The sequence below is a fragment of the Sagittula sp. P11 genome, from assembly GCF_002814095.1.
Lineage (GTDB): Bacteria > Pseudomonadota > Alphaproteobacteria > Rhodobacterales > Rhodobacteraceae > Sagittula.
The window spans coordinates 3221927-3247986 of the sequence record NZ_CP021913.1; the positions used below are offsets into that span (position 1 = coordinate 3221927).

28 protein-coding genes are annotated in these 26060 nt (G+C 67.8%); 18 read left to right on the forward strand and 10 right to left on the reverse strand.

The genetic code is table 11. From position 1 onward, the window contains the following. The first annotated feature begins 2 nt into the window (after positions 1-2). The 11 genes from CDO87_RS15595 to CDO87_RS15645 all read left to right on the forward strand — a co-directional run bounded on the left by CDO87_RS15595 (position 3) and on the right by CDO87_RS15645 (position 9594). Entirely contained in the window at positions 3-386 is a 384-nt protein-coding gene (locus CDO87_RS15595; protein ID WP_100929632.1) for a hydrogenase accessory protein, read from the forward strand. Positions 387-399: 13 nt separating this feature from the next. Next, positions 400-1230 (forward strand): hydrogenase expression/formation protein, encoded by an 831-nt coding sequence (locus CDO87_RS15600; RefSeq protein WP_100929633.1) that lies wholly within the window; start codon positions 400-402, stop codon positions 1228-1230. Further along, positions 1227-2039 (forward strand): [NiFe]-hydrogenase assembly chaperone HybE, encoded by an 813-nt coding sequence (hybE, locus tag CDO87_RS15605; RefSeq protein WP_100929634.1) that lies wholly within the window; start codon positions 1227-1229, stop codon positions 2037-2039. The genes CDO87_RS15600 and hybE overlap by 4 nt, the downstream gene beginning before the upstream one ends. 4 nt (positions 2040-2043) lie before the next feature. Next, positions 2044-2940 carry a hydrogenase expression/formation protein HupK gene (locus CDO87_RS15610; RefSeq protein WP_100929635.1) on the forward strand — a complete coding sequence of 299 codons (897 nt, stop codon included), beginning with the start codon at positions 2044-2046 and terminating at the stop codon, positions 2938-2940. Then, positions 2933-3274 carry a hydrogenase maturation nickel metallochaperone HypA gene (gene hypA / locus CDO87_RS15615; RefSeq protein WP_100929636.1) on the forward strand — a complete coding sequence of 114 codons (342 nt, stop codon included), beginning with the start codon at positions 2933-2935 and terminating at the stop codon, positions 3272-3274. Before CDO87_RS15610 ends, hypA begins: the two co-directional genes overlap by 8 nt. Continuing rightward, positions 3274-4155: a hydrogenase nickel incorporation protein HypB gene (gene hypB, locus CDO87_RS15620; RefSeq protein ID WP_100929637.1), complete on the forward strand. Its 882-nt coding sequence runs from the start codon at positions 3274-3276 to the stop codon at positions 4153-4155. The genes hypA and hypB overlap by 1 nt, the downstream gene beginning before the upstream one ends. A 5-nt stretch (positions 4156-4160) precedes the next feature. Next, on the forward strand, positions 4161-5657 hold the full coding sequence (locus tag CDO87_RS15625) for a sigma-54 dependent transcriptional regulator (RefSeq protein WP_100929638.1): 1497 nt from the start codon (positions 4161-4163) through the stop codon (positions 5655-5657). 4 nt (positions 5658-5661) lie between these two features. Continuing rightward, positions 5662-5976 (forward strand): HypC/HybG/HupF family hydrogenase formation chaperone, encoded by a 315-nt coding sequence (gene hypC, locus CDO87_RS15630; protein ID WP_100929639.1) that lies wholly within the window; start codon positions 5662-5664, stop codon positions 5974-5976. Next, complete coding sequence (hypD, locus tag CDO87_RS15635; RefSeq protein ID WP_100929640.1) at positions 5973-7115, forward strand: hydrogenase formation protein HypD; 1143 nt, start codon at positions 5973-5975, stop codon at positions 7113-7115. The genes hypC and hypD overlap by 4 nt, the downstream gene beginning before the upstream one ends. A 154-nt stretch (positions 7116-7269) precedes the next feature. After that, positions 7270-8292 carry a hydrogenase expression/formation protein HypE gene (gene hypE / locus CDO87_RS15640; RefSeq protein ID WP_100929641.1) on the forward strand — a complete coding sequence of 341 codons (1023 nt, stop codon included), beginning with the start codon at positions 7270-7272 and terminating at the stop codon, positions 8290-8292. Positions 8293-8367: 75 nt separating this feature from the next. Beyond that, positions 8368-9594 (forward strand): AGE family epimerase/isomerase, encoded by a 1227-nt coding sequence (locus CDO87_RS15645; protein WP_100929642.1) that lies wholly within the window; start codon positions 8368-8370, stop codon positions 9592-9594. A 39-nt stretch (positions 9595-9633) separates the two neighbouring features. Here CDO87_RS15645 and CDO87_RS15650 read toward each other — a convergent pair whose 3' ends face one another. Continuing rightward, positions 9634-10389 carry an SDR family oxidoreductase gene (locus tag CDO87_RS15650; RefSeq protein ID WP_100929643.1) on the reverse strand — a complete coding sequence of 252 codons (756 nt, stop codon included), beginning with the start codon at positions 10387-10389 and terminating at the stop codon, positions 9634-9636. 71 nt (positions 10390-10460) lie between these two features. Here CDO87_RS15650 and CDO87_RS15655 point away from each other — a divergent pair, with 71 nt between their 5' ends. Next, positions 10461-11090 carry a TetR/AcrR family transcriptional regulator gene (locus tag CDO87_RS15655; RefSeq protein ID WP_100929644.1) on the forward strand — a complete coding sequence of 210 codons (630 nt, stop codon included), beginning with the start codon at positions 10461-10463 and terminating at the stop codon, positions 11088-11090. Between the two features lie 322 nt (positions 11091-11412). Here CDO87_RS15655 and CDO87_RS15660 read toward each other — a convergent pair whose 3' ends face one another. Next, positions 11413-12411, reverse strand: a complete 999-nt coding sequence (locus tag CDO87_RS15660) for a substrate-binding domain-containing protein (RefSeq protein ID WP_100930992.1) — start codon at positions 12409-12411, stop codon at positions 11413-11415. A 151-nt stretch (positions 12412-12562) separates the two neighbouring features. On the opposite strand from CDO87_RS15660, the gene CDO87_RS15665 reads away from it, so the two are divergent. The 4 genes from CDO87_RS15665 to CDO87_RS15680 all read left to right on the forward strand — a co-directional run bounded on the left by CDO87_RS15665 (position 12563) and on the right by CDO87_RS15680 (position 17726). Then, on the forward strand, positions 12563-13585 hold the full coding sequence (locus tag CDO87_RS15665) for an ABC transporter substrate-binding protein (protein WP_100929645.1): 1023 nt from the start codon (positions 12563-12565) through the stop codon (positions 13583-13585). Between the two features lie 81 nt (positions 13586-13666). Next, positions 13667-15877: an iron ABC transporter permease gene (locus tag CDO87_RS15670; RefSeq protein ID WP_100930993.1), complete on the forward strand. Its 2211-nt coding sequence runs from the start codon at positions 13667-13669 to the stop codon at positions 15875-15877. Beyond that, positions 15874-16932: an ABC transporter ATP-binding protein gene (locus tag CDO87_RS15675; RefSeq protein WP_100929646.1), complete on the forward strand. Its 1059-nt coding sequence runs from the start codon at positions 15874-15876 to the stop codon at positions 16930-16932. Before CDO87_RS15670 ends, CDO87_RS15675 begins: the two co-directional genes overlap by 4 nt. Further along, positions 16929-17726: an inositol monophosphatase gene (locus tag CDO87_RS15680; protein WP_100929647.1), complete on the forward strand. Its 798-nt coding sequence runs from the start codon at positions 16929-16931 to the stop codon at positions 17724-17726. The genes CDO87_RS15675 and CDO87_RS15680 overlap by 4 nt, the downstream gene beginning before the upstream one ends. A 10-nt stretch (positions 17727-17736) precedes the next feature. Here the strand turns inward: CDO87_RS15680 and ugpC are convergent, their stop codons facing one another. The 3 genes from ugpC to ugpA form a co-directional block, all read right to left on the reverse strand. Beyond that, positions 17737-18738 carry a sn-glycerol-3-phosphate ABC transporter ATP-binding protein UgpC gene (ugpC, locus tag CDO87_RS15685; protein ID WP_100929648.1) on the reverse strand — a complete coding sequence of 334 codons (1002 nt, stop codon included), beginning with the start codon at positions 18736-18738 and terminating at the stop codon, positions 17737-17739. A gap of 121 nt (positions 18739-18859) precedes the next feature. Beyond that, positions 18860-19696 (reverse strand): sn-glycerol-3-phosphate ABC transporter permease UgpE, encoded by an 837-nt coding sequence (gene ugpE / locus CDO87_RS15690; RefSeq protein WP_100930994.1) that lies wholly within the window; start codon positions 19694-19696, stop codon positions 18860-18862. Between the two features lie 20 nt (positions 19697-19716). Continuing rightward, positions 19717-20598, reverse strand: coding sequence for a sn-glycerol-3-phosphate ABC transporter permease UgpA (gene ugpA / locus CDO87_RS15695; RefSeq protein WP_100929649.1), 882 nt, complete (start codon positions 20596-20598; stop codon positions 19717-19719). Between the two features lie 66 nt (positions 20599-20664). On the opposite strand from ugpA, the gene CDO87_RS15700 reads away from it, so the two are divergent. Together CDO87_RS15700 and CDO87_RS15705 are read left to right on the forward strand one after the other, a co-directional pair. After that, the gene (locus CDO87_RS15700; protein ID WP_100929650.1) at positions 20665-20940 is read left to right on the forward strand and encodes a hypothetical protein; all 276 of its coding nucleotides are present in this window, start codon (positions 20665-20667) and stop codon (positions 20938-20940) included. After that, entirely contained in the window at positions 20924-21283 is a 360-nt protein-coding gene (locus CDO87_RS15705; protein ID WP_100929651.1) for a plasmid stabilization protein, read from the forward strand. Before CDO87_RS15700 ends, CDO87_RS15705 begins: the two co-directional genes overlap by 17 nt. 18 nt (positions 21284-21301) lie before the next feature. Here CDO87_RS15705 and ugpB read toward each other — a convergent pair whose 3' ends face one another. The 5 genes from ugpB to phnC form a co-directional block, all read right to left on the reverse strand. Further along, entirely contained in the window at positions 21302-22603 is a 1302-nt protein-coding gene (ugpB, locus tag CDO87_RS15710) for a sn-glycerol-3-phosphate ABC transporter substrate-binding protein UgpB (RefSeq protein ID WP_100929652.1), read from the reverse strand. 86 nt (positions 22604-22689) lie between these two features. Continuing rightward, on the reverse strand, positions 22690-23589 hold the full coding sequence (locus CDO87_RS15715) for an HAD-IIA family hydrolase (RefSeq protein WP_254698156.1): 900 nt from the start codon (positions 23587-23589) through the stop codon (positions 22690-22692). Positions 23590-23591: 2 nt separating this feature from the next. After that, complete coding sequence (gene phnE, locus CDO87_RS15720) at positions 23592-24407, reverse strand: phosphonate ABC transporter, permease protein PhnE (RefSeq protein WP_100929654.1); 816 nt, start codon at positions 24405-24407, stop codon at positions 23592-23594. Next, positions 24407-25231 carry a phosphonate ABC transporter, permease protein PhnE gene (phnE, locus tag CDO87_RS15725; RefSeq protein ID WP_100929655.1) on the reverse strand — a complete coding sequence of 275 codons (825 nt, stop codon included), beginning with the start codon at positions 25229-25231 and terminating at the stop codon, positions 24407-24409. Before phnE (CDO87_RS15725) ends, phnE (CDO87_RS15720) begins: the two co-directional genes overlap by 1 nt. Further along, entirely contained in the window at positions 25228-26022 is a 795-nt protein-coding gene (gene phnC / locus CDO87_RS15730) for a phosphonate ABC transporter ATP-binding protein (RefSeq protein WP_100929656.1), read from the reverse strand. The genes phnE (CDO87_RS15725) and phnC overlap by 4 nt, the downstream gene beginning before the upstream one ends. Between the last annotated feature and the right edge of the window lie 38 nt (positions 26023-26060).

A 26060-nucleotide genomic window follows, 5' to 3' on the forward strand; every position in this document is an offset into this window, starting at 1 on the left:
CCATGTCCCATCCGCTCATCACCCGCCTGACGACCGAATTCGGCTGGCCCCGTTTCGAAGACATGGGATCGCTGGAGGACTGGCGCGCCGGTCCCGGCGCGCACGTGCTGTTCGTGCCGGGCGATCCTGTGCGCAACCTCGAAACCGCCGACGTCGCGGTGATCCTGCCCGAGCTGCGGCAGGCGTTCCAGGGCCGCTTCGACTGCGCGGTCTGCGGCGACGGGATCGAGGAGCAGGTCCGCAATGAGACCAAGGTCTTCAAGACCCCCAGCCTGATCTTCTGGCGCGCGGGCGAGATGATCGGCGCCGTGCCGAAGGTGCGCGACTGGGACGACTACATGGCCCGCGTCGCGCATATCCTGAGCCTTCCGGTCGCCGCCGAATAAGGGAGAGAGACAGATGTCGAATTTCGTACTGCCCCCGGTGGGTTTCGGCCCCGGATCGCAGCCTCTGGGCGACGAGGACGCGCAGCTGGAATACATGCCGATGCCGCAGGACATGCGCACCTACGCGCCGCATGTGCCGGATGTGGCGGGCGACGCGGATCAGGCCATGGCCCTCCTGGCGGAGGTCGGAGAGGCCTGCGCGCAGGTGGCCCGCGACGGCGGCTCGAAGACCTTCGACCTGACCGGGCTCGACGCCGCCAACCTCGCCCTGATCAAGGAGACGCTGGGCGAGGGCGAAGTGGCGGTGAAGGTCTGGGGCCTGCCCGCGCTCGCCGCGCAGGAGTCGGTGTTTGCCGGGGTCTGGCGCGTCACCGGAGAGGGCGTCGACCGCATCGAGGTCGCACAGGTGCCGCAGGCCGCCCGGGCGCGCGCCTTCATCCCGCGCAAGCCCGCCGCCGGTGCGCAGGCGCCGAAGGGCATGGGTGTGGTTAATGCCCCGGCGCTGGCGGTGGAGCTGGAAGAGCGTTCCGCCCATTACGCCGCCGCGCGGGAGCTGCATGTCGTCAACCTGACGCTGCTACCGCACACCGAACCGGACCTGCTGTGGCTCGACACCGCGCTGGGGCAGGGCTCTGCCACGCTGCTCTCGCGCGGCTACGGCAACTGCCGCGTCACGGCGACGGCGCTGCCGCATGTCTGGCGGGTACAGTTCTTCAACTCGATGGACACGCTGATCCTCGACACCTTCGAGGTGACGGACATGCCGGAGGTGGTGCTGGCCGCCAGCGAGGACCTGAGCGACAGCGCGGAGCGCATCGCCGAAGTGCTGGAGGCGATCCGATGAACACGCAGACCGGGTTCGAAGGTTCCTACCTCGGCGCGGCGGACAAGATCAGCGCGCAGGCGATCATGGAGTGCAAGATCTGCTGGACGCCCTACGATCCGGCAGAGGGCGACGACACGCGGCAGGTGGAACCGGGCACGCCCTTCCTTGCCCTGCCGGACGACTGGTCCTGCCCCAACTGCTCGGCGCCGAAGGAACAGTTCCTCGTGCAGTCCGATCCGGGGTCGGTTGCGGCGCAGCAGGCGGCGGCGCTGGCCCCGCGCATCGCCGCGCTGGAGGCCGATTTCCGCGAGATCTGGCATTCGAAGATGCGCGACGTGCCGATGGTCAACGCCGCGCTGCGAGTGGAGGCCGTGGGCTTCACCCTCTACGAAGGCCGCCCGCTGGGCGTGCTGATCTCGCCGTGGTTCATGAACCTCGTGATGCTGGCCGCCGAGGGCGAGGACTGGTCCGGGCTGAAGGCAGGCGAGAAGGAGGTGATCGCTTTCCCCTCCGGCGAGTACGAGTTCCTGCACAACGTCCGGGAGCAGGCGGGCGGCTACAAGGCCTGTTCGCTGTTCTCGCCGATGGGCGATTTCCGCAGTCACAAGGACGCCGCCGACGTGGCGCGCGCCGTGATGGTCGCGCTCTTCCAGGAGGAGCACCGGGCAGAGACCGACCGCTCTGCCGACATCCGTGCCGCGCGCGAGGCGGAGCTGGCGGCGGCAGAGGCGGCCGCAGAAGAGGAAGGCGGGGCGCCCGCGCTCAATCCCGCGCCGACGCGGCGCGCGGTCATCACCGGCGGCATGGCCTCCGGCGAGGAGGAATAACGCGATGCTGGCGCTCGTCGGACAGCCGGGCTTGGCATGGCGGACGGGACCGGCGCTGCCGGTGGCGCGCCTTGTCATCGGCCGTCCGGCAGAGGAGGCGGCGGCGGTCCTGCCGCGCATCTACAACCTGTGCCGCGGCGCGCAGGAGACCGCCGCACGGCTGGCCTTCGGTCTGCGGCTGGAGGACGGCACCGACGACCGCCTGCATGCGGAGATCCTGCGCGATCACGTCCTGATGCTGTGCATCCGCCTGCCGCGCCATTTCGGCAGCTCGGCGATGGTCCTGCCGCAGGGCTGGCAGGCGGACCCTTCGCTGCTGCGCGCGCCGCTGTTCGGGACGGTCGAACGGCTGCCCCGGCATCTGTCGGAACTGGATAGCGCCTTGGCTGCGGGGGCGGGCGTCATGCTTCTGCTGAGGCGGGTGCGCGACAGCTTTGCTCCGTTCGAGGCGGCAACGGGTGTCCTGCCGGTGCCGGAAGGGTCCGAGGTCTTCGACCGCACGGCGCAGGAGAATTCTGTCGCGGGACGCTGGGCCCTGCATCCACTGATGCGCGAGGTCGAGCGGGACTTCGGACGCGGGCCCTTCTGGCGGCTCATGGGCCGGGTCGTGGAACTTGACGCCCTGCTGGCCGGCGTGCGCCTGCCGTTCCGCGTGACCCCGGACGGAGAGGCTTTTGTCCCCGCCGCCCGCGGCTGCTACGGTGTCTCGGCACGGACAGAGGCAGGCCGTGTGACCGCCTTCGAACGGGTGACGCCGACCGATCACCTGCTGGCGGAGGGCGGTGTGCTGGACCGGAGCCTCGCGGCGCTGCCGGGGCGCAAGCGGGGGCTGGCGCCGCTGCTTCTGGATATCCTGGACCCCTGCGTGCCGGTCCGGCTGGAGGAGAAGACCGATGCATGAACTCTCGCTTTGCGAAGGCATCCGGACGGTGCTGGAAGACACCGCGCGCCAGCACGGCGTCGACCGCATCGCGCGGGTGCGGCTGGAGGTCGGGCGCTTTGCCGGGGTCGAGAAGGAGGCGCTGTTCTTCGCATTCGACGTGGTGATGCGCGGCTCTGCGGCCGAGGGGGCTGTGCTGGAAGTGATCGACCTGCCGGGGCAGGCGATGTGCTACGACTGCATGAAGGTCGTGGAGATCGCCCACCGGCTGGACCCCTGCCCGGACTGCGGCGGGGGCAAGCTGATGCCGCAGGGCGGCGACGAAATGCGTATCAAGGATTTGGAGGCTGCGTGATGTGTACGGTTTGCGGATGCGGAGACGGAGAGGTGAAGGTGCACGGCCATGACCACGATCATGACCACGGGCATCATCATCACCATGGGCATGACCAAGAGCACGGCCATGACCACGAGCACGGCCATGACCATCACCACGGGGACACCCACGACCACGTCCACTTCGGCCACGGTCCGGCGGGCGTCGAGGTGCCGGGCATGTCGCAGTCTCGGCTGATCGAGATCGAGACCTCGATCCTCGCCAAGAACGACCGCTATGCGGGGGCCAACCGCAGGGCGCTTGCCGCGAAGGGTATCCTCGCGTTGAACTTCGTCTCTTCCCCCGGTTCGGGCAAGACGACGCTCCTGTGCCGGACCATCGAGGCGCTGGGGGACCAGCCGCTTGCCGTGATCGAGGGCGACCAGCAGACGCAGAACGACGCCGACCGTATCCGTGCGACCGGCGCGCGGGCGGTGCAGGTGAACACCGGCAAGGGCTGCCACCTCGACGGGCACATGGTGGGCCACGCGCTGGAGCATCTCGACCTCGCGCCCGGCGCGATGCTGTTCATCGAGAACGTCGGCAACCTGGTCTGTCCGGCGGGCTTCGACCTTGGCGAGGACTGCAAGGTGGCGATCCTGTCGGTCACCGAAGGCGAGGACAAGCCGCTGAAATACCCAGACATGTTCCAGGCGGCGCGGCTGGCGATCCTGAACAAGACCGACCTCGCCCCGCATTGCGACGTGGACATGGACCTCTACGAGGCGAACCTGCGCCGGGTGAACCCGGAGATCGAGATCATCGCCCTCTCGGCCCGCACGGGCGAGGGCATGGACCTCTGGACCGGCTGGCTGAAGGCGCGCCTCGCGGCGAAACGGGCGCCGGCCGCCGCGGAGTGAACGCCATGGCCGACGCATCCACCCTGACCCTGCCCACGATCCTGCTGGTCGACGACGAGGAGCACGCGCTCAACGCCATGCGGATGGCGCTGGAGGACGACTTCGACTGCCTTTGCGCGCTGAACGCCGACGAGGCCGAGGCGCTGATGGAGGACAACTTCGTCCAGGTGGTGATCTGCGACCAGCGGATGCCGGGCAGGTCCGGGGTGGATTTCCTGTCGGCCGTGCGCGACCGCTGGCCCGAGACGGTGCGCATCATCATCACCGGCTACGCCGAGACGCAGGACATGATCGCGGCGATCAACGACGCGGGCATCTACCAGCTCATCACCAAGCCGTGGCATCCCGACCAGCTCATCATGATGGCGAAGAATGCCGCCGACCTCTTCCGCCTGAACCGCGACCACGAACGCATGTCGCTGGAGATGCGGTTCCTCACCCGCTCGGTCGAGCACAAGCTGGCGGAGAAGCGCCGCGCGCTGCGCGAGGGGCTGGGGTTCGAGAAGATCCTGCGCTCGGCCAATTCGCCGATGAACCCGGTGGTGGCGCAGGCGCGGCAGTTCGCGTCCTTCGACGTCTCGGTGATGATCGTGGGCGAGGAGGGCACCGGCAAGGCGGAGATGGCCCGCGCGATCCACTACGGCTCCCTCCGGTCGGACCGGGCGTTTCACGAGGTCAACGTGGTGGGCGTGGACGACCGCATCCTCGAGATCGAGCTTTTCGGCCACAAGCGCGGTGCGGTGCCCAACCTGCAGACCAACGGCGTGGGCCTTTTGCAGAAGGCCGACCGGGGCACGCTGTTCCTGAACGGGATCGAAAGCCTGTCGCCGCGCATGCAGCTCCAGTTGCAGCAGGTGGCGACGGAGGGCGTGTTCCGCCCCGTCGGCGGGCACGAGACGCTGCGCAGCGGCGCGCGGCTGATCGCCGGCAGCAGCCGCGACCTCAGGGCGGAGGTCGAGGCGGGCAACTTCCGCGCCGACCTGTTCTATGCGCTGGCGCAGACCACGCTGCAGGTCCCGCCGCTGCGTGCGCGGCTTTCGGACCTGCCGCTTCTGGCGCAGGAGATGCTGTTCGAGGCGGCCTCGCGCCACGGCAAGATCGTGCACGGGCTCTGCGAGGACGCCGTCGATTTCCTGAAGCGCTACCACTGGCCGGGCAACCTGCGCGAGCTGGAGAACGAGGTCTTGCGCATGTTGATCTTCGCGCAGGACGCGGTGCTGGGGCCGGAGCTGATCTCGCGCCACATCCTGCAGGCCGCGCCGTCGGAGGCAGGCCGCGAGCCCGGCGTGGACGCGGTGCTGGCCGACACCGGATCGCTGAAGGAGCGGGTGGAGCAGATCGAGATGCGCATCCTGCGCGAGACGCTGACCCGGCTCAGGTGGAACAAGTCGCGGGCGGCCTCCGAACTGGGGCTGAGCCGCGTGGGCCTCAGGGCCAAGATCGAACGCTATGGCATCGAAGAGCCGCGCAAGGCCGGGATGCCGGACGACGAGGAGGAGTAAGGCCATGTGTCTGGGGATCCCGGGACAGATCATCGAAGTGACGGACGAGGCGCGCATGATGGCGCTGGCCTCCGTCTCGGGCGTCCGGCGCGAGGTCAACGTGGCCTGCGTGGCGACCGGCCCGCTGGAGGAGCTGGTGGGCCAGTGGGCGCTGATCCACGTGGGCTTTGCCATGTCGCTGATCGACGAGGAGGAGGCCGCCAAGACGCTCGAGGCGCTGCGCGGCCTTGGCGAGGCGCAGGAGACGCTGGAGGCGATGGCGGCGGGCGACGCGGCGCTGGCCGGTCCGGCGCGGAACGCCGTGGAGGAAAGCGCATGAAACACGTTCAGGAATTCCGCGACCCGAAGCCCGCGAAGGCGCTGATCGCGCGCATCGGCGCGGTGCTCGACCGGATCGGCGCCACGGCGGAGAAGCCGGTGCACATCATGGAGATCTGCGGCGGGCACACCCATGCGATCTTCCGCTACGGACTCGACAAGCTGGTGCCGCCGGGGCTGGAGTTCATCCACGGGCCGGGCTGCCCGGTCTGCGTGCTGCCGATGAGCCGCGTCGACGAATGCATCGAGATCGCGGAACGCCCCGAGGTGATCTTCACCACCTTCGGCGACGCGATGCGGGTGCCGGGCACGCGGAAGTCGCTGATCCAGGCGAAGGCGGACGGCGCGGACATCCGGATGGTCTATTCGCCGCTCGACGCGCTGGAGATCGCCCGGCGCAACCCCGACCGCGAGGTGGTGTTCTTCGGCCTGGGCTTCGAGACGACGACGCCCTCCACCGCCCTGTCGATCCAGGCGGCGGCGCGCGAGGGGCTGACGAACTTCTCGGTCTTCTGCAACCACATCACCGTGCCGCACCCGATCCGCGCGCTGCTGGACGACCCGCACATGGTGCTGGACGGCTTCGTCGGGCCCGGGCACGTGTCCATGGTGATCGGTGTCCACCCCTACGATTTCATCGCGGAGGAGTATGGCAAGCCGCTGGTGGTCGCGGGGTTCGAGCCGCTGGACCTGCTCCAGTCGGTGCTTATGGTGCTGGAGCAGATCGCCGAAGGCCGCGCCGAGATCGAGAACCAGTACGCCCGCGTCGTGCCGGAGCACGGCAACCCGGTCTCGCTTGCCGCGATCGCGGATGTCTACGAGGAGCGTCCGTCCTTCGAATGGCGGGGACTGGGCGAGATCGACGCCTCGGGCCTGCGCATCCGCGCGGCCTACCGGGCCTGGGACGCGGAGGAGAAGTTCGGGATCGGCTATGCCACCGGCGCGCGCAACGTGGCGGAGCCGGAGGGCTGCATGTGCGGCGCGGTGATGACCGGCCGGATGAAACCGGTCGCCTGCCCGCAGTTCGGCACGGGCTGCACCCCGGAGATGCCGCTGGGGGCGCTGATGGTGAGTTCGGAAGGGGCCTGCGCGGCCTACTACCAGTACGGCGGCGCCCGGGCGGCGGAACCGGCGGAATGAGGGGTTTCGCCGGGCTGGCGCCCGGCGATCCGCCGGGGGAGGCGCTGCCTCCCCCGGACCCCCTCCGAGGTATTTGGACCAAGATGAAGGGGCGGGGGCGGTTCTGGCCCCCGCGGGCGCCCCCGGATGCGGGCGGGGACAGGGAAGGCAGGACATGGCTTTGAGAGACACGCGGGTGACGCTGGCGCATGGCGGCGGCGGCAAGGCGATGCGGGACCTGATCGAGGAGGTGTTCACCGCCGTCTTCCAGCCGCCGGGCATGGAGGATCAGGCGCGGCTGGTGTCGGAGGCGCTGTGTGCGCCGGGGGCGCGGCTGGCCTTCACCACCGACAGCTTCGTCGTCGATCCGGTGGAGTTTCCCGGCGGCGACATCGGCAAGATCGCGGTCTGCGGCACGGTGAACGACCTTGCGGTGGGTGGCGCGCGGCCGCTCTGGCTGTCGGCGGCCTTCATCATCGAGGAGGGCTGCGAGGTGGATCTCTTGCGGCGGATCGTGGCCTCGATGCAGCACGAGGCGGAGAAGGCCGGGGTGCGCATCGTCACCGGCGACACGAAGGTCGTGGGGCGCGGCTCGGCGGACAAGGTGTTTGTCACGACCTCGGGCGTGGGGGTGATCCCGCCGGGCCGCGACCTTGCAGCCGAGCATGTGCGCCCCGGCGACGCGGTGCTGGTGAACGGGGTGCTGGGCGACCATGGTGCGGCGATCCTTGCGGCGCGGGGCGACATGGCGCTGTCGACCGACATCGTCTCGGACTGCCAGGGGCTGGGGCACCTGATGGAGGCGGTGCTGGCGGCGGCGCCCAACGCGCGGGCCTGCCGGGATGCGACGCGGGGCGGTATGGCCTCGGCGCTGAACGAGATCGCCGGAGCGGCGGGTGTGGCGGTGGAGATCGACGAGGACGCGCTGCCGCTCAGGGACGAGGTGAAGGGGATGTGCGAGATCCTCGGGCTCGACCCTCTGTACCTCGCCAACGAGGGAACGCTGGTGATCTTCGTCCCGGAGAACGAGGCGCAGGCGGCGCTCGCCGCGATGCGGGCCTTGCCGGAGGGGCGGGGCGCCGTGCAGGTGGGCCGCGCGCTGGACGGGCCGCCGGGCCGGGTCACCATGCGCACGCTCTTTGGCGGTAGCCGGATCGTCGACATGCTGGTGGGCGAGCAGTTGCCGCGCATCTGCTGAGGGATTGTCGCGCGGGCCGTCGCTTGCCATACCTGTCGGAGAGCATCACCGCCGAGGGCTGGGGGACTTTCCGAGATGTCACAGATTTCCGATCCGGCGGGCGCGGGGCGCTGGCTGCAGGACCCGGTGCACCGCGCGTACCTTCTGGAGAATGCGCGGCGCCAGTTGCGGTTCTTCGACGGCACGTTGCGGGGCGACGGCGGGTTCGACGTGCTGGACCGTGACGGCACACCCCTGCCGCGCGCCGGGCAGGAGCTGCACTACACGACGCGCATGGTGCATTCCTACGTGCTGGGCCGGGCCATCGGCCACCGCGGCGCGGACCGGATGATCGATGCGGGGATGGCCTTCCTTTTGACCCGGCACCGCGATGCGCAGCACGGCGGCTACCTGTGGTCGGTCGATGAGACCGGTGTCCATGACGGTCTGAAACTGGCCTATGGCCATGTCTTCGTCCTGCTGGCGGCGTCGAGCGCGAAGCTCGCCGGGCACCCGGATGCCGACCGGCTGATGGCCGATGTTGCGGAGGTGCTGGACCGGCACTACTGGGACGAGGCGGCGGGCCTCCACCGGGAGGAGTTCGCGCGCGACTGGCAGCCGATCTCCACCTATCGCGGCATGAACGCCAACATGCATTCGGTCGAGGCGATGCTGGCGGCCTTCGAGGTCACAGGCGATGCGCACTGGCTTGAGCGGGCGGGCCGGGTGCTGGAGGTCTTTACCGACCGGATGCCGCGCGCCAACGGCTGGCGGGTGCCCGAGCATTACACCGAGGATTGGCAGGTCGATCCGGAGTACGCGGGCGACCCGATGTTCCGCCCGGCGGGCACCACGCCCGGCCATTCGCTGGAACTGGCGCGGCTGCTGCTGCAGCACTGGGACCTGGCGGGACGGCCCGCGGGCGACGCGCCGGAGCGTGCCCGGCGGCTGGCGGAGACCGCGCTGATCGACGCTTGGCGGGTCGACGGCGGCCTCGCCTACACGCTGAAACCGGGCGGCGAGGTGGACATCGGCGACCGCTACTGGTGGCCGGTGACCGAAGGCATCTGCGCGCTGGCGAGCCTGCTGAAGCTGGAGGGCCGCGACGGCGACGAGACCTGGTATCGCAGGCTCTGGCGGTTTGCCGACATGCGCTTCGTCGATCACGACAGGGGCGGCTGGTATCCGGAGCTTGATGACGACGGCGCGCCGGAGGGTCGCCAGTTCACCGGCAAGCCGGACATTTACCACGCGCTGCAGGCGGAGCTTTACCCGCTGGCGCCGGGGCTGTCGCGGCAGGTCGAAGGGCTGGGCACGCTGTAGCCGCGGGGCCAGCGGTGCAGCCCCGCCGGATGGACCCGTCTACTGTTTTGCCGCCCCTGCCACCGCGTCCGGGCCTGCCGGCAGGACAGTGGGGCAGTCCGCCTCGGTCGCGGAACGGAAAATCGCCTCGGCAACTTCGGACGCGCTGGTCGTCTCTTCCGGGGGATGGGCCTGCAGGGCGGCAAGCGATTTCTGCGCGAAATCGGTATAGGCCGGAGGGAACCAGCCGCCCCTGGCGACACGTTCCTGGATATTGGCCGCAAAATTTGTCGCGGGTGCGAGGCCGGGAACCACGACCCTTGCCCTGATATCGAACTGGGTCAGCTCACCGGCGGCAGATTCCGTCATTGCGACGACGGCGGCCTTGCTTGCCCGATAGACCGCAAGCAACGGAAGCGGCGCGTAGATCGTGCTCGACGCGACGTTGACGATGGTGCCGGACCGGCGTTTGCGCATGGCCGGGAGCACGGCCTGCATCATCGCAATCGTTCCGAAGAGGTTGGTCTCAAACACCTCGCGTGCCGTATCGAGCGACGTGCCTTCGAGGGCGTTGAACCAGCCGATGCCGGCGTTGTTGACGAGGACGTCGATCTGTCCGGCCTGTGCGATCGCTTCGGCAATGGAATTTGCGTCCGTCACGTCAAGCGGCACAATATGGAGGCGCTCCGATGCAGGCATCGTGTTGGCGGCGGGATTGCGCATGGTGGCGAAGACGGTCCAGCCCTTTTCAATGAAATACAGGGCGGTCTCGCGCCCGAAGCCGGTCGAGCAGCCGGTGATGAGGACTGTGGGCATCTGATTATCCTTGGTGTCGATGGTGTCTGTGTGTAATATATGAGGGTTCCCTCAGCTTTGGTAATCGCATTATGAATCGTCCGAACCCATCGCGCCTCAAGCCCAGAAAAGCACCGCAACAGGCGCGTTCAGCCGCGACCCTGGAGGCCATCCACACGGCCACTATTCAGGTTTTGATTTCCGAAGGTGTCGCGCGGCTGACGACAGCGCGGGTTGCCGAACGAGCCGGCGTTTCCATCGGCACGATGTATCAATATTATCCCCACAAGCAGGCGCTGCTGTTTGCCTTGGTCGAAAAGCAGCTTGCAACCGTTACCGATTTCATGCTGGCCGCCGCCGAGCAGTTGCGCGGGCAGGACGCGGAGACGATAGCCGAAGGGCTTGCCCTCGCCTGGCTCAATGCCAAGACCTCCGACTCCGAAGCGTTCCAGACTCTGTATGGCATTGCCGCCGAATTCGACCTGCAGGCCAGCATGGGGCGAGTACTCAGGCAGATGGCCGGGGAGTTTTCGAGCCTGCTGGCGACGGCGCCCGACGCTCGTTTTGCCGACCGCGATGCGGTGGCCTTCATGCTGGCGGTGATGATTGGCGGGTCGGTACGCATGGTTCTCGATGCTGCGGCCTCGCCGGAGAATCTGTCCCGCCTGCGCCAGGAACTGCCGCGCGCCTGCCGCGCCTATATCGTCGCGGCGCAGGAATAGCGGCGTTGGAAGCGATGTATTCGGCTGGGCGCGAAGACCGAAACCGGGCAAGTCGTCATCCCGGGTGACATAACCATTAGCTGCGCCTCGACGGCTTCCACGAACCGTTCGGTCGGTTTGGTCATGTTCCCGTCCCAACGAAGCCCCGATTGCGAGTAGGCGCCTCGCAGGCATGCGGGCGGAAACCAAGGCATGTTCGCAGATGGAGACTTCGGACAACGGATCCTGAAAAGAAATATATTTCAGATGGTTATCGTGCTCTGGCGTTCCCCTTGGCGCACTTCGAACAGGGCCATGAACCAACTCCAGTGGCGGCGGGCGGTCAGCGCCGGATCGAGCTGCGCCAGATCATGTTGACTGGCAGCGTGACGTTGGTGGGCGTGCCGTCGCCGGGCGTGCTGTCGAGCGCGCCGAGCGCCGCGCGGGCGATGTCGCGGATCGGCTGACGAAAGGTAGTCAGGCTGTAGGATTCCCATCCCGCCTGCTCGATGTCGTCGAACCCGATGACCGAGACGTCCTTCGGCACTTCCAGCCGGAAGCGCGTGCGTGCCGCGTCCATGACCCCGCAGGCGATCAGGTCGGTGGTGCAGAAGATGCCGTCGGGCCGTTCGCCCTGCGTGAGCAGCCGTGTCCCGAGGTCGAGGCCCGTCTGGTAGGAGGTGGGGCCGACTGCCGCCTCCGTGATCGCGACGCCTGCCGCTGCCGCGGCCTGCCGGAAACCCGCGGCGCGGTCCTCCAGGCTGGCGGTCCCGGCGCAGGAATTGGCCAGCGCGATCCGGCGGCAGCCCGCCGCCGCCAGCGCCGCAAAGGCCTGCCGTCCGGCATTGGCATCCTCCAGCCGGATCATCAGCGAACCGGGCCGCTCCTCGTCGCGGTTGATGAGCACGAGTTTCATGCCGTTGCGGCGGCAGGTCTCGGCCAGCGACATGTCGGGCATCCCCGACAGCACGATGGCGGCGTCGGTGCGATAGGCGATGGCCTGCCGCAGCGCCTGCGCGACGCTGTCGTCGGACCGGTCGGTGTTGATCAGCAGGCCCACCTTGCCCGCCGCCTGAAGCTGTTCGGTCAGCGCGGCCAGCAGGGCGGAACGGTAGGGGGTGTTCATCTCGGCGGCGATCAGCGCGACCAGCCCGGTGTTGGAGGTGATCAGCCCCCGCGCCAGGTGATTGACCTGGTAGCCAAGCTGCTCTGCCGCCGCCTCGATCCGGGCGCGGGTCTCCTTGGCCACCGAGGCGCCGGGCGTGAACGCGCGCGACACGGCGGTGCGGGAAACACCGGCAAGCTCGGCCACGTCCCGGGCGCTGACCTGTCGTTTCGTCATGTTCATTGCAATCCTGTGCAGCCCCCGAGCCCCGGCCAGGCAACCATAGTTTTGTGAAGGTTTCTTGACAACTGGCGATTCGGCCGACAACCTGATGCACAGGTGTGCAAAGCACCCGGCCCGGTAACCGCCGGGAACTAGGGAGGATGATATGAAGACTTTGAAATACGCCCTGATTGGGGGCGCGGCTTTCCTGCCCGCGGGCGCGATGGCCGCAGAGCTGAACCTGATCTGCTCGGCCGACGTGGTGATCTGCGAAAAGCTGGTGAGCGAGTTCGAGGCCAGCCATTCCGACATCGACGTGAACATGGTGCGCCTGTCCTCGGGCGAGGCCTATGCCAAGGTCCGGGCCGAGGGCCGCAACCCGCAGACCGACCTGTGGTGGGGCGGCACCGGCGACCCGCACCTGCAGGCCGCCCACGACGGGCTGACCGCGGAATACAAGTCGCCCATGCTGGAAGAGCTTCAGGACTGGGCGCAGGGGCAGGCAGAAACCTCGGAGTATCACACCGTGGGCGTCTATTCCGGTGCGCTCGGCTGGGGCTACAACAAGGACATCTTCGCCGAGAAGGGCATCAAGGCGCCGGAGTGCTGGTCCGACCTGCTCGACCCCGCGCTGAAGGGCGAGATCCAGATCGCCGACCCGAACTCCTCCGGCACGGCCTACACCACGCTCGCGACGCTGGTGCAGATCATGGGCGAGGACGAGGCGTTCGAGTTCCTCAAGAAGATGCACGGCAACGTCTCGCAGTACACGAAGTCCGGCTCCGCCCCGGTGAAGGCCGCGGCGCGCGGCGAAACGGGCCTTGGCATCGTGTTCCAGCATGACGCCGTCGCACAGGCGGTCGAGGGCTTCCCGGTCGAGGTCGGCTCTCCCTGCGAGGGCACGGGCTACGAGATCGGCTCCATGTCGCTGATCGAGGGCGCGCAGAACGAGGACTCCGCCAAGGTTTTCTACGACTGGGTGCTGACAGCGGAGGTGCAGAACATGATGCCGGAGGCAGGGTCCTTCCAGATCCCGTCGAACGCCTCGGCCACCCCGCCGAAGGAAGCGCCCGACCTGTCGAAGATCAAGCTGATCGACTACGACTTCGCCGAATTCGGCAGCGCGGAACGGCGCAAGGAACTGCTGTCCCGCTGGGATCAGGAGATCGGCAGCCTGCCGCTGCAATAAGCCGTCCCTTGCGGACCGGGGATGCGCGGGCCATGGCGCGCGCATCCCCTGACCCCTCTCCTGACGCTTCCGGACATCGAGATGAACAGAGACAACCGCAGGCTCGACCTGATCCTTGCGGCGGGGCTGATCGCGCTCGTCGCCCTGCCCTGGTACCGCGTGCGCCAGGGGTTCTTCGGCTTTGAATGGCTCGGCGACATCGCCGGGTCGGACAAGCTCTGGCCCGGCCTGTTCCAGGCCATCGACGGGCGCTGGCAGCTCTGGCCGGTGCTGGTGCTCTTTGCGCTGGCGGTGTGGCTGCGGCTCGGGCAGGCGCCGGGTGTGCGGGGCAGGGCGCTGGCCGGCATCGGCGTCGCCGGACTGGTCTGGCTGCTGGTCGAAGGCCTGTCCGTGGGCCTGCGCGGCTGGAACTGGGGCCTTCTGGAAACCACGTTCGGAGAGGTCGCGGGCCAGCAGGCCTTCGGCGCCGGGGCGGTCGTCCTGGGCTGCGTCTTTGCGCTCTTCGTGGCATTCGGTGCCGCGGAACGCGGCGCGCTGAAGGGCGACGCCTTCGTCCTCGGCGCGATCACGCTTCTGGTGCTGCTGGTCGGTGTCTTCGTCTTCTATCCGCTGGTGTCGATGTTCACCGGCGCGTTCCAGGACTTCGACGGATCCTTCACCACCGAGGGCGTGCAGAACAACATCTTCGACCCGAAGATCTGGTCGCTGGCCTGCCTCTGGGGCGGCAACTGCGGCGTGGCCTGGCGAACGTTCTTCCTTGCCGTCTGCACGGCGACGGGCACGACGCTGCTGGGCCTCGTGTTCGCGCTGGTCGCGACGCGCACCGGCTTCCGGTTCAAGAAATCCCTGCGCCTGCTGACCGTGCTGCCTATCATCACGCCGCCCTTCGTGGTGGGCCTCGCGCTGACCATGCTGCTGGGCCGCCAAGGCACGCTGACGCAATGGATCGAGCTGGCGACGGGCTGGGAGCTGGGCCGCTGGCTATATGGCCTGACCGGCATCTGGATCGCGCAGATGCTGTCCTTCACCCCGATCTCCTTCCTCGTGCTGATCGGCGTGGTCGAGGGCATCTCGCCCTCGATGGAGGAGGCGTCGCAGACGCTGCGGTCTGACCGCTGGCGCACCTTCCGCAAGGTGTCCCTGCCGCTCATGGCACCGGGGCTGGCGAATGCCTTCCTGATCGGGTTCATCGAGTCGATGGCCGACTTCGGCAACCCGCTGGTGCTGGGCGGCTCGGGCGGCGTGTTGTCCACGGAAATCTTCTTTGCCGTGGTCGGTGCGCAGAACGATCCGGCAAGGGCCGCCGTGCTGGCCTCCGTCCTCTTGGTGTTCACGCTCTCGGCCTTCCTGGCGCAGCGGTTCTGGCTCTCGGGGCGGAACTACGCGACCGTGACCGGCAAGGGCGACGGCGGGCGCCACGCGCTGCTGCCGCGCCGCGTCGCCTGGCCGGTGGTGACCATCGCGGTGGCGTGGGCGCTCTTCACCATCACCGTCTACGCGATGATCCTCTTCGGCGGCTTCGTGAAGACCTGGGGCCTCGACCATTCGCTGACGCTGGAACACTACATCCGCGCCTTCGGCGTGTCGCTCTCGGACGGGATCGCCTGGACCGGCGTCGCCTGGAACAGCTTCTGGACAACGATGGAGATCGCGCTGATCGCCGCGCCGCTGACCGCCGCCGTCGGCCTGCTGACCGCATGGCTGATCGTGCGGCAGCGGTTCCCGGGACGGTCGGTCTTCGAGTTCGCGCTGATGATGAGCTTTGCCATCCCCGGCACGGTCATCGGCATCAGCTACATCATGGCCTTCAACCTGCCGCCGCTTCAGATGACCGGCACCGCCGCGATCCTCATCGCCTGCTTCGTCTTCCGCAACATGCCGGTCGGCGTGCGTGGCGGCGTGGCGGCCATGGCGCAGCTCGACGGCTCGCTGGACGAGGCGTCGCTGACGCTGGGGGCCGGATCGGGGCGGACCATGCGCAAGGTCATCCTGCCGCTGATGCGGCCCGCGATCCTCGCCGCGCTGGTCTACAGCTTCGTGCGGGCGATCACCTCGATCTCGGCGGTGATCTTCCTTGTCAGCGCGAAGTACAACATGGCGACGGCCTACATCGTGGGCCTTGTCGAGAACGGCGAATACGGCATTGCCATCGCCTATTCCTCTGTCCTGATCCTCGTGATGATCACCGTGATCGGTGGGTTCCAGCTTCTGGTTGGAGAACGCCGGATCGGGCGGCGGGAATTGAAACAGTCCTTGAAGGCCGAGGCCGCAACACGGGAAGCCAACGCATGAAGACCAGAGGCGCGGTTGAATTCCGCAACGTATCCAAGAAGTTCGGCCAGTTCACGGCGATCCCCGACCTGTCGTTGTCGATCGAGCCGGGGGAACTGGTGACGCTGCTTGGCCCCTCGGGCTGCGGCAAGACGACGACGCTCAGGATGCTGGCGGGGCTGGAAAGCCCGACCGCCGGGCAGATCCTGATTGGCGGGCAGGACGTGACGCGGCTGCCGGCCGACCGGCGCGACGTGTCCATGGTGTTCCAGAGCTACGCGCTGTTCCCGCACATGACGGTGGCGCAGAACGTGGCCTACGGGCTGGAATCCGGCGGCATGAAGGCGCCCGAGGCGCGGGAACGCGCCGCTGACGCGCTGGCACTGGTGGGGCTCGACGGGCTGGGCGCCCGGCTGCCCGCCGAACTGTCCGGCGGCCAGCAGCAACGGGTCGCCGTGGCGCGCGCGCTGGTGCTGGAACCGCAGGTTCTTCTGCTGGACGAGCCGCTCTCCAACCTCGACGCCCGCCTGCGCCGCCGCGTGCGGACGGAAATCCGCGAGTTGCAGCAGCGGCTGGGCTTCACGGCGGTCTACGTGACCCACGACCAGGAAGAGGCGCTGGCCGTCTCCGACCGGATCGTGGTGATGAAGGAGGGCCTCGTGGCGCAGATGGGCTCCCCGCGCGAGCTGTACGAAGCACCCGCGTCGGAGTTCATCGCGGATTTCATCGGCGAGGCGAACGTGGTCGAGGGCCGCGTGCTGTCGGTCGCGGGGGACGAGGCGCAGGTGGATGTGGGCGGCGCGGTGATCGCGCTGCCGGCGCGCGGTCTGGGCGAAGGCCCGGCGCGGCTGGCCATGCGGTCGAACGCGGCGCGGGTCCGGTCGGGCGGCGAGGGCGTGCCGGGCACGGTGGCCTCCTCGGCCTACCTCGGCGACCATGTCGAATACGAGATCGATGGCGCTTTGGGACGGATATTCGTGGTCGACGACGAAAGCGACACGCCGCTGCCCGTGGGCGCGCCCGTGGTCCTGGACCTGCGCCCGCGCGGTCTGGCCCTGATCCCGGGTGCAGCATGAGCACCCTGACCGAACGGCTGGCGGTGGCCGAACGCGTGGCCAGCGATGCAGGCGCGCTTGCGCTGGACTATTTCCTGCGGCGCGACGCGCTGGTGATCGAACGCAAGCGCCACGTCACCGACCTCGTGTCGGAGGCGGACCGCAACGTCGAGACGCTGATCCGCGACGCCCTGACGGCGGCCTTCCCCGAGGATGCGCAACTGGGCGAGGAACACGGCCTGTCCGAGGGCACCTCGGGCTTCACCTGGGTCATCGACCCGATCGACGGCACGGCGCCCTATCTCAACGGCCTGCCGGGCTGGTGCGTTTCCATCGGCGGCCACGACGCCGAGGGGCCCGCCCTCGGGGTGATCGTCGCGCCGGTGCTGGGCGAGGTCTTCGTCGCGGCGCGCGGGCAGGGCGCACGGCTGAACGGCGCGCCCATGCGGGTGATGCCGGGCGACCTGAGGTCCGGGATGCTGGGTGTGGGGGCCAACGACCGCGTCGCCTCCGACCGGGTGGGACAGATGCTCGCCGACCTGATGGAGGCCGGATCGTCCTGGACCCGCTACGGCTCCGGTGCGCTCATGCTGGCCTGGGTCGCGGCGGGGCGGCTCGTGGGCTACGCCGAGCCGCGCATGTCCGCCTGGGACTGCATGGCCGCCTATGCGCTGATCCTAGAAGCCGGGGGCCGGGTGCTGCCCTTCCCGACCGGCCCGGACTTCGCGAAACCCGCGCCGGTGATGGGTGCGGGGCCGGGCACCTTCGACGAACTGGCCCGCATCTGCGCCTTCGGCACTTCGGAGGCCTGGTAGCCCCGCCCGGTCAGCGGATGCGCTGGCCCTTGGCGTCAAAGCGCATCTCCTGCGCCGCATCCCAGTCGAGCGAGACGTCGGCCCCTTCCTCCGGGATGGGGCTGGCGGCGTCCTGCCGGACTGTCAGCAGGTCGCCCTGAGCGCCGCGCAGGTGAATGAGCGTTTCCGCCCCCAGCGCCTCAGCGTATGCCACATGGGCGGGCAGGCGGCCCGAGGGCGCGATGCGCATGTGTTCGGGCCGAACCCCCACCTTGCCCTCGCCGCTCTGTCCGATCTGCGCGGGGTCGAGGAAGTTCGTGGGCGGCGAGCCGATGAACCCGGCGACAAAGGCGGTGGCGGGATTGGCGTAGACCTCAAGCGGCGCGCCGATCTGGTCGGCCACACCACCGTTCATCACGATCATCCGGTCGGCCAGCGTCATCGCCTCCACCTGGTCGTGCGTGACATAAAGCGACGTTACCCCGAGGTCGCGTTGCAGCGCCTTGATCTCCAGCCGCATCTGCACGCGCAGCTTGGCGTCGAGGTTCGAGAGCGGCTCGTCGAACAGGAAGACCGCAGGCTTGCGCACGATGGCCCGGCCCATGGCGACCCGCTGCCGCTGCCCGCCGGACAGCTCGCGCGGCTTGCGCTTCAGGTAGGGCTCAAGCTGCAGCATCTTCGCCGCCTGCGCCACGCGGGTCTCGATCTCCGCCTTCGGGGTGCCCGCGATCTTCAGCCCATAGGCCATGTTGTCGAAGACCGACATGTGCGGGTAAAGCGCGTAGTTCTGGAAGACCATGGCGATGTCGCGGTCCATCGGCTCCACGTCGTTGACCGTCCTGCCGTCGATCTGCACCGCGCCGGAGGTCACGGTCTCAAGTCCCGCCACCATGCGCAGCAGCGTGGACTTGCCGCAGCCCGAGGGGCCGACGATCACGATGAACTCGCCTTCGGACACATCGATCGAGACGCCGTGGATGACCTCGGTCTTGCCGAAGGATTTCTTTACATTGTCGAGGGTCAGCGTCGCCATTGGTCTTCTGTCCTGTTGTTCTGTTCCGCCCGGCGGCACGCCGTGCAGCCCCCGGCTGCCTCCATGGGCGGGGGCGTCACCCGCGGTCGGGGGTCACCCTTTTCTCCCAAGGAAAGCCGGCTCATTTCTCGCTGTCCACAAGGCCGCGGATGAAGAGTTTCTGCATGCCGATTACCACCAGAACCGGCGGGATCATGGCGAGGATCGAGGTCGCCATGATGACCGGCCAGTCGGCGATGTCGTCTCCGCTGGGGAACATCTGCTTGATGCCCATGACGATGGTGTTCATCGACGGATCGGTGGTGATGAGCAGCGGCCAGAGGTACTGGTTCCAGCCGTAGATGAAGAGGATGACAAAGAGCGCGGCGATGTTCGTCCGGCTCATCGGCAGCAGGATGTCCCAGAAGAACCGCATGGGGCGGGCGCCGTCGACGCGCGCGGCCTCGGCCAGCTCGTCGGGGACGGTCATGAAGAATTGCCGGAAAAGGAACGTCGCCGTGGCCGAGGCGATCAGCGGCAGGATCAGCCCGCTGTAGCTGTTAAGCATCCCGAAGTTCGCGGCGACCTCGTAGGTCGGCACGATGCGCACCTCGACCGGCAGCATCAGCGTCAGGAAGATCAACCAGAAAAACAGGTGCCGGCCCGGAAAGCGGAAGTAGACGATGGCAAAGGCCGACAGGAGCGAGATGACGATCTTGCCGACCGCGATGCCGATGGCCATGACGGCCGAGTTGAACAACATCAAGGCCACCGGCGCGTTGATGCCGGAGGTCAGGGCCTTGGCGTAATTCTCCCAGAACTGATCCCCCGGCAGCAGCGGCATCGGCGGACGGGCGATTTCCGGCTGGCTGACGGTCGAGGCGACGAAGGCCAGCCAGATCGGGAAGAAGATGAAGAGGATGCCGAGGATCAGCCCCGCATGGGTCAGCCACAGGCCTGCGCCGCGTTTCTCGACCATTCCGTTGCGTTCGGAAGCCATCAGTAATGCACCCTGCGCTCGATGAACCGGAACTGCACGACGGTCAGGATGCCGACGATCACCAGGAGGATCACGGACTGCGCCGCCGAAGACCCGAGGTCCTGCCCGACGAAGCCGTCGGCATAGACCTTGTAGACGAGGATCGTGGTCGCCTGCTGCGGCCCTCCGCTGGTGATGGTGTGGATCACGCCGAAGGTCTCGAAGAAGGCGTAGATGATGTTGACCACCAGCAGGAAGAAGGTCGTGGGGCTGAGCAGCGGCCAGACGATGGTGCGGAAGCGCGTCCAGAACCGCGCGCCGTCGATGGCCGCCGCCTCGATCACGCTGCGCGGAATGGCCTGCAGCCCGGCAAGGAAGAACAGGAAGTTGTAGCTGATCCGCCCCCATGCGGAGGCCACGACCACAAGGCCCATCGCCTCCGTCCCGTTCAGCACGTGGTTCCAGTCATAGCCGAGCTGGCCCAGGTACCATGTCACCACGCCGACGCGGGTGTTGAACATGAACATCCACAGGACGCCCGCCACCGCCGGGGCCACGGCATAGGGCCAGATCAGCAGCGTGCGATAGGTGCCCGACCCCTTGATCAGCCGGTCGGCCAGCACCGCGAGGTACAGCGCCACCCCCATCGACACCACCGTCACGAGGATGGAAAACACCGCCGTCGTGACAAAGGATGCGCGGTAGTACGGGTCACCCAGCAGGTATTCGAAGTTGCCCAGACCCACCCATTGCATCGACAGGCCGAAGGGGTCGGGGATGAACAGCGACTGCCAGACCGCCTGCCCGGCAGGGTAGAAAAAGAAGACCGCCGTGATCGCCATCTGCGGCAGGACCAGCAGGAGGGGCAGCCAGACCCCCTTGAAGGTAACGCGTTTTTCCATCAGTCATTGACTCCGGTACGACCAGGTCGCACCTTCTTGGGCAGGCGCAAGCGCGAGGATGTTTCCATGACCGTCAAGATGTCCATTTCCCTGACCGACCAGCAGGCCGCCTACGCCCGCAAGCAGGTCGAAGAAGGCCGTTTCCCCTCGACCTCTGCCGTGATCCAGCAGGCGCTGGAAGCCAAGCGGCGCGAGGACGAGGAATACCAGGAGTGGAAGGCCGGGTTCTTCGAGGAACTGAAGCGCCGCGCCGAGGGGCCGCATGTGTCGTTGGACGAGTTCCACGTGATGGTCGAAGAGATGCTCGACGAAGAGGACGCAAGGCTTGCCTTGGACCGTTGAGGTCGGCCAAGCCGCCCGGGATGATCTTCGCCGGATCTATCGCCATCTCATCGCGTCGAATGGCGCCTTTGGGCACGACCTTAAGGACGCCAAGGCATTGTCGCGGGCGCGTGTCTTCGCCATCGAGGCTGGCTTTGCGCGATTGGCCAAGGCACCCTATCGCGGTACGTGCCACACCATCGCCGGACACACCTATCGCCACGTCACCATCGACCGCGCGGTCTACTGGTTCACGCTGGACGAGCCCGCAGAGGTCGTGCGGATCGAGGCGATATTCTTTGGCGGACAGGATCATCTGGACCGGATGTTCAATCGTTTGCGGGAGGAGGGAGAGGCCCCGTAAGGCCCCTCCCGGCAGCACTCAGCGTGCGGACTGCTCGAAGCGGCGCAGCAGCGGGTTGCCGCGTTCCACCGCCGAATCCAGCGCTTCCTGTGCCGACTTGTCACCGGCCCAGACGGCCTCCAGTTCCTCGTCGATGATCGTGCGGATCTGGTCGAAGGAGCCGAGGCGGATACCCTTGGAGTTCTCCGTCGGCTCGTTCGTGGTCATCTGCTTGACCGCCACGTCCGTGCCCGGGTTCTCCTCGTAGAAGCCCTGCTCGGCGGTCAGGTCGGCGGCGGCCTGGGTGATCGGCAGGTAGCCGGTGTCCTGGTGCCACTTGGCCTGGATCTCCGGCGAGGAGAGGAACTTCAGGAACTCCGCCACGCCGTCGTATTCCTCTTCGGACTGACCGGCCATGACCCAGAGCGATGCGCCGCCGATGATGGTGTTCTGCGGGGCGTCGACCAGCGCGGACCAGTAGGGCAGGGGCCGCACGCCGAAGTCGAAGTCGGCCTCGGCCTTGATGCCCGCGTAACCGGCCGAGCTTTCGGTGAAGAGCGCGCATTCGCCGCCGCGGAAGTTGGCGCCGCCCTCGTTGCGGCGGCCGGTGTAGACGAACTTGCCGTCCTGCGCCCACTCTCCCATCGCCTGGATGTGCGCCACCTGCGCCTCGGAGTTGAAGACCAGCTCCGTGTCGGTGCCTTCGAACCCGTTGGCCTTCGTGGCGAACGGCACGTCGTGGTAGGCCGACAGGTTCTCGAGGTGGATCCAGCTTTGCCACGCGGTGGTCAGCGGGCAGTCGACGCCTGCCTCTTTCAGCTGGTCGAGGACCTCGCCCACCTGCTCCCAGGTCGAGAGGTCGACGTCCGGGTCGATGCCGCTCTCTTCCAGCATGGTGCGGTTCACCCACAGCACCGGCGTGGATGAGTTGAACGGCAGCGACAGCATGTTGCCGTCGGCAGAGGTGTAATAGCCCTTCACCGCGCCGATGTACTGCGACTGGTCAAAGCCTTCGCCCATGACCTCGAAGACCGGGTTCACGGCGCCCTGCGCGGCCATCATCGTGGCGGTGCCGACCTCGAAGACCATCAGGATGTCGGGCTGCTCGCCCGCGCGGAAGGCGGCGATACCGGCGTTCAGCGTCTCCGAATAGTTGCCCTTGTGGGTGGCGACCACGGTGTAGTCGTCCTGCTGGCCGTTGAAGGTCTCGACCTGTTCGGCCACCAGCTCTCCGAGGCGGCCGGTGAAGGCGTGCCAGAACTGGATCTCCGTCTGGGCCATGGCCGGGGCCGCGGTCGCGATGGCCGCCGCCGTGGCCAGTAGGGTGTGGGTCAGTTTCATGAGGTTCTCCTCCGTTGGTTGGTATCGGCTTCTCTGGCCGAAAACATGCGCGGTTTGCCCGCACTGGTTGAGAGTTTAACGTCCCGTCACGGTCGGTCCACGATAACGTCGGGGACGATGCCGGACTTCGCGATGGCCGCATGGGGATCGCCGCTGGCGAAGAAGCCGTAGCCCGCCACCAGCGCCGAATGGATGCCCGCCGCCTGCGCGCCGAGGATGTCGGTGTGCAGGCTGTCGCCCACCATCAGGATGCGGTCGCGCGGCGGCATGGGGTCCAGCCGCGCCATCGCAAGCTCGTAGATGTTTGCGAACGGCTTGCCGAAGAATTCCGGCACGACGCCCGTCCGGTCGGCCAGCCGGTGCGCGAAATGCCCCGGCTCCACCGAAAAGCCGGTTTCGCGCGGCGCCACGATGTCGGGATTGCCGACCAGCACCCGGCGCGGCCTGTCGGCAAGCGCCGCTTCCAGCAGGGCCTGCCGTGCCTCCGTCCAGGCGGCGCTGCCGATCATCAGGAAACCGTCGACATCGGCATAGGCCGCCGGGTCTTCCTCGAGGTAGATCAGGTCGAGGTCTTCCAGATCGCGCAGACCCGTCGCCGGGGTTGCCATCAGCCCCCAGCGCATCCCGGCCGGACCGTTCAGGTTCGCCAAGAGCGTCCGGCGGCTCGTGATGACGTCCTCCGGTGCGAAGTCATAGCCGAGCCGGGCGTATTTCTCCATCAGCGCGGCATGGGGAAAACCGGCGGCGTTCGACACGATCAGCACCTGCTTGCCCAGTTCCCGCAGGTCCGAAATGCGTTCCGCCACGCCCTCGATGGCCGTCTCGCCGATGTTCAGCACCCCGAAGGCATCGAGCAGGAAGGCGTCATAGCGGCTGGCCACGTCGGCGAGCGTGCGGGCACGCTCCGGTGCGGGGCGGCCTGCCACCGGCGGCGGCAGGCGGTGGCGCACCGCCTCGTAGGCGGCAAAGGCGGTTTCCAGCGTCATGCTCAAATGATCGCCCCCCGGACCTTGGCCGACACCCATTCGGAAATGACGACGGCAGCGAGGATCACCAGCAGGATCAGCGAAACCTGCGGCCAGGCAAGCACATTGAGCGAGCTTTGCAGTTGCAGCCCGATGCCGCCCGCGCCCACCAGCCCCAGCACGGTCGACTCGCGGATGTTGATGTCCCAGCGGAAGACCGCGACGCCGGCCAGCGCGGGCAGGATCTGCGGCACGATCCCGTAGGCCATGACCTGCCAGCGCGAGGCGCCCGTGGCGGTGATCGCCTCCACCTGGCTGTGGTCGATCTCCTCGATGGCCTCGTAGATCAGCTTGGCGCAGAACCCGACAGAGCGGATGGCGATGGCCACCACGCCCGCGAAGACCCCCGGCCCGATGATCGCGATGAGGAGGAGCGCCCAGATCAGGGAGTTGATCGAGCGGGTCGAGACGATCACCAGAAGCGCGATCGGCCGCGCCAGCACGCGGGAGGGCGTGGTGTTGCGGGCCGCGAGGAAGGCCACCGGGATCGCCAGGACCAGCGAGATCAGCGTGCCGAGGGTTGCAATGTTCAGCGTGTCCCAGATAGGGCGGCCGAGCTGGGTGATGTATTCCCAGCGCGGCGGGGTGGCGCGGCTCCAGATGTCGCCCGCGATGCGCGGCGCGTCCCAGACGAAGAACCACGTCGTCGCCTCGGAGATCCGCTGCCAGCAGAAGAGGAACACCGCCACGCCGATCAGCCAGCCGAACCAGCGTACCAGCGATTGCCCGGTGGTTCTGCGGCGCCAGACCTGTTTGCCGTCCTGTGTCAGAACCACCATCACTGAACCCTCGCCCGGATCACGCCGGAGAGGTACTCCAGCGCCATGACGATCCCGATGATCAGGATCAGGATGGCCGCCGCCGTGTCGTACTCGTAGCGGTCGAAGGCGGTGTTGAGCGTCGCCCCGATGCCGCCGGCGCCCACCAGCCCGAGGATCGCGCTTTCGCGGAAGTTGATGTCGATGCGGTACATCGAGAGGCCCACGAGACGGGGCATGACCTGCGGCTGGACGCCGTAGTTGATCCACTGCATCCAGCGCGCGCCGCTGGCCCGGATCGCCTCGGCCTGCACGCGGTCCATCGACTCGATGTCCTCGGCCAGCAGTTTCGACAGGAAGCCGATGGTGGCAAAGGACAGCGTCAGGAAGCCCGCCAGCGGGCCGAAGCCGAAGATCGCGACCAGAAGGATCGCCACGATGATCTCCTGCAAGGCCCGGCTGATCGCGATGATCGCCCGGCAGATCACGTAGACGGGCAGGGGGGCGATGTTGCGCGCCGCCCCCAGCCCGATGGGGATCGAGATGGCGATGCCCACGACCGAGGCCGCGACCGTCATGATGATGCTTTCCGCCAGACCGTCCCAGATGTCCGACCAGCGGGTGACGAAATCGGGGTGGGTGAAGGCCAGCACGAACTGCCAGCCGCGGTCCAGCCCCTCGTAGACCCGGCCCCAGTCCACCGGAATGGTCGAGACCGCCGCCACGAGGTACACGCCGAAGGCTGCGATCAGGCCCCAGCGCAGGGCGGTGTTGCGGATCAGCGGGGGCTTGCGCCAGCCGCGGCCCAGCATGTCGTCCAGCTCGCGATGGGTTCCGGCGCTCATTCCGCCGCCTCCACCGCTTCGCCGTCCTCGTCCTTCTGGATCGTCGCTTCCCAGTCTTCCTCGCCGTAGATCTCGGTCAGCTTGTCGGGGCTCAGCGCGGTCGGCAGCCCGTCAAAGACGATCTCGCCCAAGCGCAGGCCCACGACGCGCGGCACGAACATCTGCGCCAGCGCCACGTCGTGGATGTTGATGATCGCCGCCAGCCCGCGCTCGGCGCAAAGCTCGCAGATCAGCCGCATGATCTGGCGCGAGGTCTTGGGGTCGAGCGAGGCAGTGGGTTCGTCCACCAGCAAGAGCTTCGGCTCCTGGATCAGCGCCCGGCAGATGCCGACCCGCTGCCGCTGCCCGCCCGAAAGTTCGTCCGCGCGCTTGTCGGCCATGTGCAGAAGGCCCACGCGGTCCAAGAGGCGGAACGCCTCGTCCACGTCCTTCTGCGGGTACTTCCTCAGGAACGACCGCCAGAAGCCGACATAGCCCAACCGGCCGGACAGGACGTTCTCCATCACCGTCAGCCTTTCGACCAGCGCGTATTCCTGGAAGATCATGCCCATCTCGCGCCGCGCCCGGCGCAGCGCCCCGGACCCGAGTTTCGTCAGGTCCGTTCCGTCCAGCATCACCGCGCCGGAGGTCGGTTCCACCAGCCGGTTGATGCAGCGGATCATGGTGGACTTGCCCGCGCCCGAGGGCCCGATCAGCGCCAGCACCTGCCCCGATGGCACGTCGAGGTCGATGGCCTTCAGGGCCATGTCGCCGGTTTTGTAGGTTTTCGTCAGTTTCTCGAGGCGCAGCATTCCCGTTCCCCAGCCGTTCAGGGACAGGACGCAAGGGC

What these genes read in the sequence shown, in the direction of transcription:
- CDO87_RS15595 (WP_100929632.1), top strand. Translation starts at nt 3, where the DNA reads ATGTCCCATCCGCTCATCACCCGCCTGACGACCGAATTCGGCTGGCCC.
- CDO87_RS15600 (WP_100929633.1), top strand. Translation starts at nt 400, where the DNA reads ATGTCGAATTTCGTACTGCCCCCGGTGGGTTTCGGCCCCGGATCGCAG.
- hybE (WP_100929634.1), top strand. Translation starts at nt 1,227, where the DNA reads ATGAACACGCAGACCGGGTTCGAAGGTTCCTACCTCGGCGCGGCGGAC.
- CDO87_RS15610 (WP_100929635.1), top strand. Translation starts at nt 2,044, where the DNA reads ATGCTGGCGCTCGTCGGACAGCCGGGCTTGGCATGGCGGACGGGACCG.
- hypA (WP_100929636.1), top strand. Translation starts at nt 2,933, where the DNA reads ATGCATGAACTCTCGCTTTGCGAAGGCATCCGGACGGTGCTGGAAGAC.
- hypB (WP_100929637.1), top strand. Translation starts at nt 3,274, where the DNA reads ATGTGTACGGTTTGCGGATGCGGAGACGGAGAGGTGAAGGTGCACGGC.
- CDO87_RS15625 (WP_100929638.1), top strand. Translation starts at nt 4,161, where the DNA reads ATGGCCGACGCATCCACCCTGACCCTGCCCACGATCCTGCTGGTCGAC.
- hypC (WP_100929639.1), top strand. Translation starts at nt 5,662, where the DNA reads ATGTGTCTGGGGATCCCGGGACAGATCATCGAAGTGACGGACGAGGCG.
- hypD (WP_100929640.1), top strand. Translation starts at nt 5,973, where the DNA reads ATGAAACACGTTCAGGAATTCCGCGACCCGAAGCCCGCGAAGGCGCTG.
- hypE (WP_100929641.1), top strand. Translation starts at nt 7,270, where the DNA reads ATGGCTTTGAGAGACACGCGGGTGACGCTGGCGCATGGCGGCGGCGGC.
- CDO87_RS15645 (WP_100929642.1), top strand. Translation starts at nt 8,368, where the DNA reads ATGTCACAGATTTCCGATCCGGCGGGCGCGGGGCGCTGGCTGCAGGAC.
- CDO87_RS15650 (WP_100929643.1), bottom strand. Translation starts at nt 10,389, where the DNA reads ATGCCCACAGTCCTCATCACCGGCTGCTCGACCGGCTTCGGGCGCGAG.
- CDO87_RS15655 (WP_100929644.1), top strand. Translation starts at nt 10,461, where the DNA reads ATGAATCGTCCGAACCCATCGCGCCTCAAGCCCAGAAAAGCACCGCAA.
- CDO87_RS15660 (WP_100930992.1), bottom strand. Translation starts at nt 12,411, where the DNA reads ATGACGAAACGACAGGTCAGCGCCCGGGACGTGGCCGAGCTTGCCGGT.
- CDO87_RS15665 (WP_100929645.1), top strand. Translation starts at nt 12,563, where the DNA reads ATGAAGACTTTGAAATACGCCCTGATTGGGGGCGCGGCTTTCCTGCCC.
- CDO87_RS15670 (WP_100930993.1), top strand. Translation starts at nt 13,667, where the DNA reads ATGAACAGAGACAACCGCAGGCTCGACCTGATCCTTGCGGCGGGGCTG.
- CDO87_RS15675 (WP_100929646.1), top strand. Translation starts at nt 15,874, where the DNA reads ATGAAGACCAGAGGCGCGGTTGAATTCCGCAACGTATCCAAGAAGTTC.
- CDO87_RS15680 (WP_100929647.1), top strand. Translation starts at nt 16,929, where the DNA reads ATGAGCACCCTGACCGAACGGCTGGCGGTGGCCGAACGCGTGGCCAGC.
- ugpC (WP_100929648.1), bottom strand. Translation starts at nt 18,738, where the DNA reads ATGGCGACGCTGACCCTCGACAATGTAAAGAAATCCTTCGGCAAGACC.
- ugpE (WP_100930994.1), bottom strand. Translation starts at nt 19,696, where the DNA reads ATGGTCGAGAAACGCGGCGCAGGCCTGTGGCTGACCCATGCGGGGCTG.
- ugpA (WP_100929649.1), bottom strand. Translation starts at nt 20,598, where the DNA reads ATGGAAAAACGCGTTACCTTCAAGGGGGTCTGGCTGCCCCTCCTGCTG.
- CDO87_RS15700 (WP_100929650.1), top strand. Translation starts at nt 20,665, where the DNA reads ATGACCGTCAAGATGTCCATTTCCCTGACCGACCAGCAGGCCGCCTAC.
- ugpB (WP_100929652.1), bottom strand. Translation starts at nt 22,603, where the DNA reads ATGAAACTGACCCACACCCTACTGGCCACGGCGGCGGCCATCGCGACC.
- CDO87_RS15715 (WP_254698156.1), bottom strand. Translation starts at nt 23,589, where the DNA reads ATGACGCTGGAAACCGCCTTTGCCGCCTACGAGGCGGTGCGCCACCGC.
- phnE (WP_100929654.1), bottom strand. Translation starts at nt 24,407, where the DNA reads ATGGTGGTTCTGACACAGGACGGCAAACAGGTCTGGCGCCGCAGAACC.
- phnE (WP_100929655.1), bottom strand. Translation starts at nt 25,231, where the DNA reads ATGAGCGCCGGAACCCATCGCGAGCTGGACGACATGCTGGGCCGCGGC.
- phnC (WP_100929656.1), bottom strand. Translation starts at nt 26,022, where the DNA reads ATGCTGCGCCTCGAGAAACTGACGAAAACCTACAAAACCGGCGACATG.